Annotated in this window: 9 protein-coding genes and 1 pseudogene; 9 read left to right on the top strand and 1 reads right to left on the bottom strand. The window is 70.1% G+C overall.

What is annotated here, in order from left to right:
• The 9 genes and pseudogenes from MHY30_RS03695 to MHY30_RS03655 all read left to right on the top strand — a co-directional run.
• Positions 1–269, top strand: a pseudogene (locus MHY30_RS03695) (hypothetical protein); the annotation flags it as partial.
• A gap of 202 nt (positions 270–471) precedes the next feature.
• Positions 472–3009, top strand: coding sequence for a hypothetical protein (locus tag MHY30_RS03690; RefSeq protein ID WP_239275168.1), 2538 nt, complete (start codon positions 472–474; stop codon positions 3007–3009).
• A gap of 61 nt (positions 3010–3070) precedes the next feature.
• Entirely contained in the window at positions 3071–4201 is a 1131-nt protein-coding gene (locus tag MHY30_RS03685; protein ID WP_239275166.1) for a hypothetical protein, read from the top strand.
• 23 nt (positions 4202–4224) lie between these two features.
• Positions 4225–5259, top strand: coding sequence for a hypothetical protein (locus MHY30_RS03680; RefSeq protein WP_239275164.1), 1035 nt, complete (start codon positions 4225–4227; stop codon positions 5257–5259).
• A gap of 112 nt (positions 5260–5371) precedes the next feature.
• Entirely contained in the window at positions 5372–6469 is a 1098-nt protein-coding gene (locus MHY30_RS03675) for a WxL protein peptidoglycan domain-containing protein (protein ID WP_239275162.1), read from the top strand.
• Between the two features lie 368 nt (positions 6470–6837).
• Positions 6838–7317, top strand: coding sequence for a hypothetical protein (locus MHY30_RS03670; RefSeq protein ID WP_239275160.1), 480 nt, complete (start codon positions 6838–6840; stop codon positions 7315–7317).
• A complete protein-coding gene (locus tag MHY30_RS03665) occupies positions 7314–8273 on the top strand; it encodes a sortase (protein ID WP_239275158.1) in 960 nt (319 codons plus the stop codon). Before MHY30_RS03670 ends, MHY30_RS03665 begins: the two co-directional genes overlap by 4 nt.
• Before the next feature lie 245 nt (positions 8274–8518).
• Positions 8519–9292 carry a phosphate ABC transporter ATP-binding protein gene (locus MHY30_RS03660; protein ID WP_239275190.1) on the top strand — a complete coding sequence of 258 codons (774 nt, stop codon included), beginning with the start codon at positions 8519–8521 and terminating at the stop codon, positions 9290–9292.
• Between the two features lie 10 nt (positions 9293–9302).
• Entirely contained in the window at positions 9303–10148 is an 846-nt protein-coding gene (locus MHY30_RS03655) for a DUF2993 domain-containing protein (protein WP_239275156.1), read from the top strand.
• 7 nt (positions 10149–10155) lie between these two features.
• Here MHY30_RS03655 and MHY30_RS03650 read toward each other — a convergent pair whose 3' ends face one another.
• A complete protein-coding gene (locus MHY30_RS03650) occupies positions 10156–11553 on the bottom strand; it encodes a threonine/serine exporter ThrE family protein (RefSeq protein ID WP_239275154.1) in 1398 nt (465 codons plus the stop codon).
• Positions 11554–11564 lie beyond the last annotated feature (11 nt).

Raw genomic sequence — 11564 nt, 5'->3', positions numbered from 1 at the left:
GGAGCGGTGTCGCGACCGGGGCGGCGGATGCGACGAGCACGGGGGGCGACGCGGTGTACGACGCGAACGGCAATCTCGTGAGCGGGTCGGCCGCGGCCGGGGGCGGTGTCGCGGCGGCTGCGGTCTCCTCCCCGTTCACCCTCGCGGAGGACGGATGGAAAGCGCCGCAGTGGCTCATGCTGGCCGCCGCGCTGCTGCTCATCGCCGCGATCATCCTCCCGCCCGTGAGTTTCCGTCGTATGCGAACGACAAGAGCCGGCAAACGCTGATCGCCGTCGAATACCGCCTCCTCGCGGAGGCGGTATTCGACGTGTCAAAAAGGACCTTTGACCTCGGCTTTGTTTTGCCATCGGGGCTTCCGTGCAGATACGACCTCTCGTTGATGGACCGTTCACGCGGAAGTCACGACCCGCCCCTACTTTCATCGCTGTCGGCACCCGGACAGGGTGTCGCCCCCACTTGGAGAATCCTGTGCGTAGTGCTCTACCCGAAGGGCGCGCCGCGCGACGTGCGCTGTCCGGCCTGTCCGGCGCGCTCGTCGGCGGTCTCGTCTTCGCCGCTCTCACTGCCGGCGGCGTTATGCCGGTCGGTGCCGCCGTCGCGGCCGATGCGACGTCGGCGACGGTCACCGCCAAGGCCTACGACGCGGATTGGGAGAACGCCCCGTTCCCCGATCTCTCCGTGACGGTCTCACAGACCAAGGGACTGGTCTCCCAGGGCGTGGAGATCAGCTGGACAGGGGGGAAGGAGTCGACGCCCCCCACGCAACAGTCCGGCGGGCAGAACTTCTTGCAGATCGCCCAGTGCTGGGGCGATGACCCGCAGAACCCGGGGCGGCCCGACCGCACGACCTGCCAATACGGCGCGTTCGGCACACCTGGTGCGACACGGGACGGAAACCGCGTCGAGGGGAGCGTCGCCGACGCCGATCGATCCTTGACGGTGCCGGCCGCGGGTGTCCTCGACCCCGCGTACACCTCGATTCCCTTCCGATCGGCAACCGGCGAGACGGTCGCCTCGGTGGTCGACGGCACCCGCGTTCCCGGCGTCGACGTGAACACCAACCCCTTCTTCACGCAGTACACGTCCAACGAGGTGCCGTGGGCCGGTACCGGTGCGGACGGGACCGGCAGCACCAAGTTCGAGGTTCAGACCGTCACGCAGTCCCGGGGTCTGGGCTGCGGCGCCCGCACCTCGGATGACGCTGCGGCGACCAGCGGCCAGCCCTGCTGGCTCGTCATCATTCCGCGCGGTACCACCGACACGGGTGAGGCCTCCGTGGTGAGTTCCGGTCTGTTCTGGGACAACTGGAAGCACCACGTCGCGATCAAGCTCGACTTCCGCCCGGTGGGTCTCCGGTGCGCCATCGGCGCGGCCGAACGTCAGCTGTCCGGCAGCGAGGTCGTCGCGCGAGCGGTGTCGTCGTGGCAGCCGTCGCTGTGCTCGGGCGGGGAAGGCAGTGTGTTCACGCTCCTCACGGGAACCGAGAGCGACGCCGTCGCCACCGCCAACACGGCCGCCGACACCGCGCCGCTCGCCCTCACCTCTCTGCCCTACCGCGGTGAGGAGGAGGACAGGCTCGTGTACGCCCCGATCGCGCTGAGCTCGGTCACCGTGGGCTTCGCGATCGATCGATTCCCGCGGCAGGACGGGACGGTCCCCGCCGACGCGCTCGCACGCGCCCGGCTGCCGTTGACGGACATGAAGCTGACTCCGCGCCTTCTCGCGAAGCTGCTCACCTCCTCTTACCTGGATTCGCTGCCCTACCAGGCCGACCGGTCGCACCTGGGCAGCAATCCCCGGAACCTCCTCTTCGATCCCGACTTCCTCGAGATCAACGACCCCGAGTGGTCACAGCAGGCGATCGCCAGCGTGGCCGTGGCCGACATGCTCGTCCCGCAGGGACGAACCGACGTCGCCACCGCGCTGTGGAGCTACGTCATGGCCGACCCCGACGCCCGAGACTTCCTCGCGGGGAACCCCGACGACTGGGGGATGGTCATCAACCCCTACGCCTCCACCGACGCGGCGAAGAACCCCACCGGCACTGCCTTCGCGCTACCGCGCGACAGCTTCCCGCGCCCCGACCCGGTCGAGGTGCCGGCCGTCGAGGACGGCCCCGCGGCCATCAACTCGGTCACGTGGCGCCCCTACACCAACGACCTCGACAACGCGGCGTATTACACGCTGCGCGGCGACGGGCTGGCGCTCAGCGCGTGGGACCCGCTGGGCAACCCACCCCGCTACACACGCAGCCCACGGAACCTGCCGGGCACACAGGCTGTCATCTCCCTCACCGACGGCGCCGCCGCCGACAAGTACCAGCTCGTCACCGCGTCGTTGCGCAACCCGGCCGGGACCTTCGTGAGCCCGACGAACGAGGCGCTCGTGGCGGCAGCCGTCGCGATGACGCCGATCGGATCGCAGGCGCAGGTCCGCGGCTTCGATCCCGCCAGCGCCGAGGCGGCTCGAGCGGTGGATGCCTATCCGCTCGCGCTTCCGGTCTATGCCGCCGCGAGCCCGTATGTGAAGGATGCCTCCGTCCGTCGCGTGTACGCGGACTTCATCCGCTATGCCGCGGAGCCCGGCCAGGCCCCGGGGGTGCAGACCGGTCAGCTCCCCAGCGGCTACGCTCCGCTTCCCGACAGCTGGCGGGTCCAGGCGCGTGCGGCAGCCACCGCCCTCGAGAACGGTGTCACTCCGGCGACTCCGGCGCCGCCGCAGGCTGCGCCGTCGCGGCCCTCCGGAGCGGTCGGAGGCAGCGTCACCGGCGGAGGATCGTCGTCTGGTGCTTCCGCGGGAGCGGCCGCGGCGCCCGCGGCGGCAGCCTCGGCGGGAGACGCCAACCCCACGGCATCCGGGGCCGTCGCCGGCGCTCTCGCGGGCGCCAAGACCGCGGCCGACCCCGACTCGGGTGCCCTCCCCGCCGCCCTGCCGATCAGCCTCCTCGCCGGTCTCATCGCCGCGCTGGTCGTGCTGCTCATCCCTCGTCTGCCGCGCAGAACGTGACCTTCGACTTTCCCTTCCCGCAGTTCCCTTCTCACCACACCAACCCACAGATAGGTCATCAGTGAAGATCAAGAAGATCGCCGCACTCGGTGCGGCTGTCGGCCTCGTCCTCTCGGGCGTCGCCTTCGCGTCATCGGCCTCCGCGGAGCCCGTGTCGAACAGTTATGCCGTCGTCGGTTCGGACACGCTCCAGGACTCGATGAACGCCCTCACGAACGGCACCAACGTGTCGGGCTCCTTCGTCCGCATCCTCGCCGGCGGCAAGTCGGTCGGGAACTTCGACGCATTCGGGTCGGCCGCGATCCAGACCAAGCCGGGTGGCGTGTTCTTCGCCCGGCCGAACGGCTCGGGGTCGGGGCGCGACGCGCTGCGCGCTTCGGTCAGCGGGGCGAACTGGTCGGTCGCCAACAACAGCACGCCCGCACGCGCCATCACCAACCAGGTCGACATCGCCCGCAGCTCGAGCGGCCCCGGCACCAACGCCAACGCCAACGGCCGCCTGCTCTACGTCCCCTTCGGTCGTGACGGAATGGCCTACGCCTACAAGGGCGGCACGGCCGCGTGGGCGAACCTCACCGCCGCGCAGCTCAAGTCGATCTACGACGGCACGCTGACCTCGATCGACGGTGTCCCCGTCACCCCGCGCCTGCCGCAGGCCGGTTCGGGTACCCGCACGTTCTTCCTGAACGCGATCGGCTACTCGGGGAGCGCCCCCACGGCCCCCGCGGTCAACGACACGGGCAACGTCACCCCCGAGAACGACGCGACCGTCCTCGGCGACAACCAGATCATCCCCTTCTCGGTGGCGAACTGGGTCGCTCAGGCCAACAACGTCTCGGGTGTCAACACCGTCGCGGCCGCTCCCACGGTGGCCCTCGGTTCCCCCGTCGCCGGCCAGGTTCCCTACACGGGCACGGCGCCCAACCTGATCCCGAGCACGGCGTACTACGCCGACACCACGTTCGGCCGTGACACCTACCTGATCGTCGAGCGCGCCAAGGTGCAGTCGTCCTTCACCTACACCGGTTCGCCCGCGTACGACCCGGTGCTCGCCGGTCTCGTCGACTCGTCGAAGGTCACCAGCCTGACCAACTTCTCCACCTCGCCCTTCGCGCCCGGTTCCGTCAAGCGGAAGTTCGGCTTCCTCGCGCCCAGCTCCTCGACCCCGATCGCGGCCTACGCGGCCGGCTGACCGACCTCTCGATTGGACAGATCATGAAGAACCTCCGTATCAAGGCCGCCCTCGCCGGCGTCCTCGCCCTCACCCTGTCGGCCGGCGGCGCCCTCGCCGCATCGGCTGCCCCCACCCCGGCCCCCTCGCTCGAGCAGATGTGGCTGTGGAACCCCGATGAGACGATCGTCCAGAGCACCGACGTCAAAGCGTGGGACGACCCCGTCTACGGGTACCCGCTGAACGCCGGCTTCTCGGACTACGACGACATGTTCACCGGTCCCGCGGACGCGGCTGCCGTCTTCACCTTCTTCTCCAACCCCGGCGATGAGCTGGACTCGCAGAAGTGGCTCGGCAGTGGCTTCAACGGGTTCAACGACCCGGCGCTGAAGACCGTCCTGACCCCCGCCCTGCGCCCGATCGACATCGACGGCCTCGGTATGGCGGCCGCGAAGGCCAACGGTGGCATCTACTCGGTGGGCATCGCCTTCACCGACGGAGCCGGCGTCCTGGTCAAGGGCGTCACCTTCGTTCGCGTCAACGTCGCCCCCGGTGGGAACTACACCTACACGCCGACCATCGAAGGCACGGTCGACCCGGAACCCACCGGTGACTCGAAGGACATCGACATCTCGGCCGACGTGCAGGAGGCGCCCGGCGACCTCACCTTCACGGTGCCGACGACGTCCGTCGCCCTGACCACGTCGATCAACGCGCAGAAGCTGTCGGAGTCCACCGGCTCGATCACCGGCATCACGGTCGCGGACACGCGCCGTACGGCCGACCGCAAGGGCTGGGACCTCACGCAGTCCGTCGCGAACTTCGTGTCGGGCGCGAACACCATCGACAAGGCCAACTTCGGTGTCAAGGTCACCAAGACCGAAGGCGCCGCTGCGACGGCCGCCGCGGAGCAGGTCGCCGGCAGCGCGACCTACCCCTCGCCGTTCGCCACGGCCGGCGCGGGGGTCTCGACCGAGCCCAACACGACGCTCAACGCCGACCTGAAGCTCGTCGCCCCCGCCGGCACGCCCGCCGGCACCTACACCTCGAAGATGACGCTCACGCTCGTCTCGAAGTGACCCCGGGGAAGGGCGGCGCCGACGGCGCCGCCCTTCCTCTCGGACCTTCCTCGTTCAGCCCTCGTTTCCGCTGCCGCAGTGCGGCCGTAAGCCCTTACTGGGGAGATGTACCGTGCAGATCTTCCGACCCGCGGTGCGCCCGAACGCCCGCCTTTCCGCCACGATCGCGTCGGTCGTCGCCGGTGCCGTGGCACTCGGCGCGATGCTCGCGTCCCCGCCCGCCCGCGCCGAAGAAGCGGCCCCCATCGACGAGATCGGTATCTCGGCTCAGCCCGTCAACGACGACGGTCCGATCCGCACGCGGTTCGACTACCAGATCGGTCCTGGCCAGTCGTTGGAGGACGGCTACAACGTCAGCAACCGCGGAACCGCTGCGCAGACCTTCAGCGTCTTCGCCACCGACGCCTTCAACACCGACGAGGGAGCGTTCAGCCTCCTCGATACGGGAGTCGCCCCCACCGATGCGGGAGCCTGGGTCAGCTTCAGCGGTGAGCCCTCGGTGCAGGTGACGCTGCAGCCGGGCGAATCGACGACGATCCCGTTCACGATGCGAGTCCCGGACGACGCCACACCGGGCGACCACGCCGGGGGCCTGGTGGCATCCGTCCAATCGCCCGACGGCCAGGTGATCGTTGACCGCCGTCTCGGGACGCGCCTGTACGTCCGCGTCCCCGGCGACCTCCAGCCGAACCTGTCCATCGCGGGAATCTCGGCGTCTTACACGCCGAACGTCAACCCGTTCGCGGGCGAGACCACGATCACCTACACCGTCCGCAACGCGGGCAACGTCGCCCTCTCGGGAGATCTGAAGGCCGAGGTTCGCGGTCTTTTCGGCATCCCGCTGGCGGCTCCCGTCCAAGAGGAACTGTCCGAGATGCTGCCCGGGAGCACCCGAACGGTCACGACCACGATCAGCGGCGTAGGTCAGTGGGTTTACCTCAATCCCTTGGTCACGGTCTACCCCCGGGTCGATGAGACCGCTCCGAACCCCGGCCCACTGCTGAGCGTCTCACGCGACACCGTCGTGTTCGCGGTGCCGTGGCTGCTCCTCGGGCTCATCCTTCTCGCCCTCCTTGTCTGGGGTGGGCTCCGTCTCAGCCGCCGACGCAACGACGCCCGCGCCAAGGAGTGGATGGAGTACGCCGAGGCGGAAGCGCGCCGCAAGGCCGAGACCGAGCGCGAATCCGTCTCCGCCGGCTCGGGAGCGTGACCGCCGTGCGCTTTGTTCCTCCGTCGATTCGGTCGGCGCGTCGCGTGGGGGGTGCGGTGGTTCTCGCCCTCGCGATGATCGCCGCGCCGGCGGCGGTGACCTCGGCGGCGGCGGCGGACGGGGCGGTCCAGTGCCCCTCGCCCTCGCCGGTGGTCTCGCCGGCTCCGACGGGAGGGGGAGTGGGGATCACCGCGCTGGTGTGCGGACCCACCGCCGCGCCCTCCGGTACCGGGACCGCGGGACCCGCGTCTTCGGGCGGTCTCCCGGCTTCCGTCGGGTCCGGTGCGTCGAGCGGAATACGCGGCGGTTCGAGTTCCGGTGGCGGAACGGGTGCGCCTTCGACGGTGACGCCTTCGTCGCCCGCGGGGGTGACTCTGGTCGACAGCGTCGACCTGGGTGGCATCCTGTCGATCGGCGGACTGTCGACCGGAAGCGCGCCCTCGCTGAATCCCTTCGGCGGGGAGGCGCAGGTGTGGTTCACCGTGCGCAACATGTCGAAGTCCTCGATCGACCTGACCGTGGACTTCTGGATGGAGAACGTTCTCGGCCTGCGCCTGTCGAATGTCGACGGCGTCGCCGTTCCGGCGCTGAAGCCGGGGGAGACCCGCACGGTCGGCGCCGACCTGCCCGGTGCCGGCCAGTGGACGGTGCTGACCGCACACGCACGGGTCAACCCGCCCGCCCAGGTCGAGGGAACCGCGCTCAGCCCTGTGACCCGCGATGCGACGGTGTTCGTCCTGCCGTGGCTCGTCGTGCTGCTGCTCGGCGTCGGTGCGGCGGCCGTGGTCGTCGTCTCTCTCATCCGTCGTGCCGGTGGCACGCCCCTCCCCGTGACGGTGGGCGCATGACGGTCACGGAAGAACACGCCACCGGCGTCCCGGCTCGCCCGCGCCGTGCGCCGTCGGTCCCGCGCCCACCGCGTCGCCCTCCGCGCGAGAACAAGCCCGCTCCGCCGCTCACCGCGACCGAAGCGATCGTCCGAGCCGTCGTCGCGCTCGCTGCGGTACTGACGCTCATGTTCGTCCTGAACGTCACGGTGTTCAGCCACGTCCAGCACCTCGTTTCCCAGCAGCGCGTGGGGGATCAGTTCCGCGAACAGCTGCGCGCGGGGACGGCCCCGGTCAGCGAGTACACCTTCGACGAGAACCTGCTACCCGACGGTGCACCCGTCGGCATTCTCGAGATCCCGAGCCTCGGGCTGCACGAGGTGATCGTCGAGGGGACGTCGTCGGCCGAAACGGCGCAGGGCGTCGGCCATCAGCGCGACAGCATCCTGCCGGGTCAGGCGGGCGTCAGCTTCCTGCAGGGGCGCAGTGCCGCGTTCGGCGGTCCGTTCTCCGGCATCCAGTCGCTCAGCCCCGGGGATGCCATCACCGTACGCACCGGACAGGGGCTGCAGGAGTTCTCCGTGGTCGGCGTCCGCTATGCGGGCGATCCGACGCTCCCCAACCTCCGCCCCGGGGAGAGCCGCCTCGTCCTCATGACGGCGCGCGGTGCGCCCTACGTCCCGACGGGCGTGGCCTATGTCGATGCCCGGCTGGTCGGCACGGCGCAGCCCCGCGGCGCTCGTGTCACCACCACGGCCGCGCTGCCCCCGGAGCAGCGTGCGATGTCGACCGACACGACGACCGTGTGGGCGCTCGTGTTCGCTCTGCAGTTCCTCATCGCGGCCGAGCTCGCCGCCGTCTGGGCCTTCCGGCGGTTCGGCGCGCAGCGCACCTGGATCGTCTTCGTGCCGGTGCTGCTGCTGGCCGGCTTCCTCGCGGCCTACCAGGTCACGCTCCTTCTCCCGAACCTCCTCTGACCTTGCGAGAGGCATCCATGTCCGACGACATCACCCGCGTCATCGGGGCGACACCCGATCCGACACCCCCGGGGCCCGTGCTGCCCGTCCCCGCCGCTGCGCACGACGACATCACCACCGTCGTCACTCCGGTCGCCGCGGAGCCGTTGCGCCGCAACCGCGCCGGCGGCTCCCCGGCGCCGGATGGCGTCCCGCCGGTGGCCGTTCAGCCGGCTCCACAGGACGTTTTCTCGTCCCCCGCGCCCTTGGCGACGCTGGAAGCACGCGGCATCACCGCCTGGTTCGGTGACCACCAGGTGTTGGACCGCGTGTCGCTGACGATGCCTGCGGGGCAGGTCACCGCGCTCATCGGACCATCGGGGTGCGGGAAGTCGACGTTCCTGCGCATCCTCAACCGCATGCACGAGCTCGTGCCGTCGGCATCCCTCGCCGGTGAAGTGCTCCTCGACGGCGACGACATCTACGATCCCGCTCGCCGCCTTACGGACGCCCGCAAGGACATCGGGATGGTGTTCCAGAAGCCCAACCCCTTCCCCGCGATGTCGATCTACGACAACGTCGTCGCCGGCCTGAAACTGACGGGGGTGCGGGCGAGCCGTGACGAGAAGGACTACCTGGTGGAGCGCTCGCTCACCTCGGCGGGACTGTGGAAGGAGGTCAAGGACCGTCTCCGCGCTCCCGGCGGCGGATTGTCCGGCGGTCAGCAGCAGCGTCTCTGCATCGCCCGGTCGCTCGCGATCAAGCCCAAGGTCCTCCTCATGGACGAGCCGTGCTCGGCGCTCGACCCGACCTCGACGCGTGTGATCGAGGAGACGATGGGCGAGCTCCAGCACGAGGTGACGATCGTCATCGTCACGCACAACATGCAGCAGGCGCAGCGTGTGTCGCAGCAGTGCGCGTTCTTCCTCGCGTCGCAGGGCCAGCCCGGTCACATCGTCGAACACGGTGACACGGAGGCGATGTTCGATTCGCCCATCGACCCGCGCACGTACGACTACGTCAACGGTCGCTTCGGGTAAGGGTGCGGCGATGACCCTCTTCGACGAATCGACGGCCGTTCTGACGCGCCCTGCGCCGTCGCCGGAGGCTGCGGATTCTCCGCCGTCGTCTTTTCCCACGGCGCGGGTCGTCCTGCTCATCGTGATCCTGCTGGGCCTCGCGGTCGCCGCTGTCCTGGTCGGGGAGGCGGTCGGTCGCAGTGAGGTCGAACGCTCGGTCGCGGCGGAGGCGCGCGCGGCGATGTCCCTGCCGGAGAGCCAGCACATCGGAGCAGTCGTGGACGGTTCCGCCCTGCTCCAGGGGGTGGTCAATCACTACGAGAGCATTCATTTGACGATGCCGAATGCACCGTTCGCCGAAGGAACCGCTGATCTCGCGATGACGCTCACGGGTGCGCATCTCGACGACGGCGGCGTGTGGGTCGCGGACCGGGTCGCGGTCGTCGCGAGTCTGAACGCCGGGCAGGCGACATCGATGTACATCCCCGAGAACGCCCGCGGCGCGATGCAGATCGGGTTCCGTGGGGCGGACATGGCCCTCGATGTGTCGATGGCGTCCGGCGGCACGAATGTCGCGGCGAGCGTCGCGGTCACCCCGGCGTTCGCGGACGGTTGGCTGAGCGCGACGGTCTCGTCGGTCACGATGGGTGGCACGACGCTGTCCGGCGATGAGCTGCGGGTGAAGTTGGGTGACGACGCTCTCGGCGCCCTGCAGGCGCCGCCCGTGTGCCTCGCCGAGGCCTTGCCCCGGTCGATGACCGTGCGTGAGGTGGAAGTGCGCGACCAGCACCTGCGAATCGATGCCTGGGTCGACGTGGCTCTGTGGAACACTCCGGCGGGCGCTGAGCCCGGGGCCTGCGGTCAGGTCAGCCCGTGACGAGGCGTTACGTCCGCGTGCGCGTTCGAGCCCGCACCACGCTCGACAGCGTCGCGCGCACCGGCTGCCCGAGGTAGATGCCGAGCGAGGCGCCGACGGCCAGGGCGATGCCGATCGTCGCCGCACCCGCGAGGGTCGTGACCCCGGCCATGAGGACGGCGGCGTCGTCGCCGGACTCCACGATGCCCAGCAGCCCCCGGAACACCGCTGCTCCGGGCACCATCGGCAGGATCGCGGCGGTCGTGATCGCCACCGAGGGCACGTGGAGACGGTAGGCCACCACGACGCCGATGAAGCTCGCGACGAACGCCCCGACACCGCTGGCTGCGGCCACCTCGAACCCCAGGCCCGAGGCGCCGACGTACCCGACCCAGGCGAGGAGGCTGAGGACCGCGCTGACGAGCACGATCCGGGCTCCGGCGCCGTTGTAGATCGCCACGGCGATCGCGATGACAGCCGCGCCGACGAACTGGACCGGCAGCGGCCCGAGCGGCAGCGCGGTCGAGGGCGGCGACATCCCGAGGCCCAGGACGCGCACGGTCTCCAGCCCCGCGAGGATCCCGAGCACCACGCCGAGGGTCTGCGTCGTCAGCTCGAGGATGCGGCCGGTCGCGGTGAGGGCGAACCCGTCGATGGCATCCTGAGCCGCCCCGACGACGGTGAGCCCCGCGAGCATGAGGACGATCCCGGATGCCACGATCACCGAGGGCCGGATCGCGGCGGCCGCCTCGATCCCGGTGTAGCGCAGCAGGGGCGAGAGCGCCGCGACGACGGTGATGACGAACCCGCCGGCGATCTGCGCGAAGAAGTACGGCACGCGCACGCGCGCGAGGAAGTACTGGGTCGTGGCGGCCAGGGCCGCCGCGACGAACGAGAGCATCAGCGCCAGCCAGTTCGCGCCGAACATGATCGCGACACCCAGGGCCAGCATCGCCTGGGCGGCGATGACGGCGGCGGGCCGATATCGGAAGGGCAGGCGTCGGATCGCGCGACAGCGCGCGATCGCCGCGTCGAGGTCGAGACCGTCGGCGATCTCGCCCACCAGGGCTTGAAGACGCTGCAGCTTGGCATGGTCGGGCACCGACCCCCGCACCACGCGCAGCAGTGTCGTCGGGTGCGCCGCCCCGGGCAGGCTGTGGGCGATCGTGATCGAGTTGTAGGTGACGTCGACGTGGACGGGATCCAGACCGTATGCCCCGCACACGCGGACGATGGTCAAGGTCACCTCGTTCGCCGGAGCCCCGACCACGAGCATCGTCTCGCCGATGCGGATCGCCAGGTCCAGGATGCGGGTGGCGAGCCCCTCGTCGATGACCGTGAGGAGCTGGGTTTCCGGCGCGAGGGCCTCGTCGGCGTGGACGAGTCGGCGAAGTGACGACAGCCATCGACCGGGGGTGGGGGACATCCGCAACGCTC

The sequence above is a fragment of the Microbacterium sp. ACRRU genome (genome assembly GCF_022346945.1).
GTDB lineage: Bacteria > Actinomycetota > Actinomycetes > Actinomycetales > Microbacteriaceae > Microbacterium > Microbacterium mcarthurae.
The sequence above is the reverse complement of the archived record's forward strand: the minus strand, read 5'-3'. Positions and strand labels throughout refer to the sequence as shown.

Coding starts and splice junctions, on each gene's coding strand:
- MHY30_RS03680 (WP_239275164.1), top strand. CDS start 4,225: ATGAAGAACCTCCGTATCAAGGCCGCCCTCGCCGGCGTCCTCGCCCTC.
- MHY30_RS03655 (WP_239275156.1), top strand. CDS start 9,303: ATGACCCTCTTCGACGAATCGACGGCCGTTCTGACGCGCCCTGCGCCG.
- MHY30_RS03650 (WP_239275154.1), bottom strand. CDS start 11,553: ATGTCCCCCACCCCCGGTCGATGGCTGTCGTCACTTCGCCGACTCGTC.
- MHY30_RS03665 (WP_239275158.1), top strand. CDS start 7,314: ATGACGGTCACGGAAGAACACGCCACCGGCGTCCCGGCTCGCCCGCGC.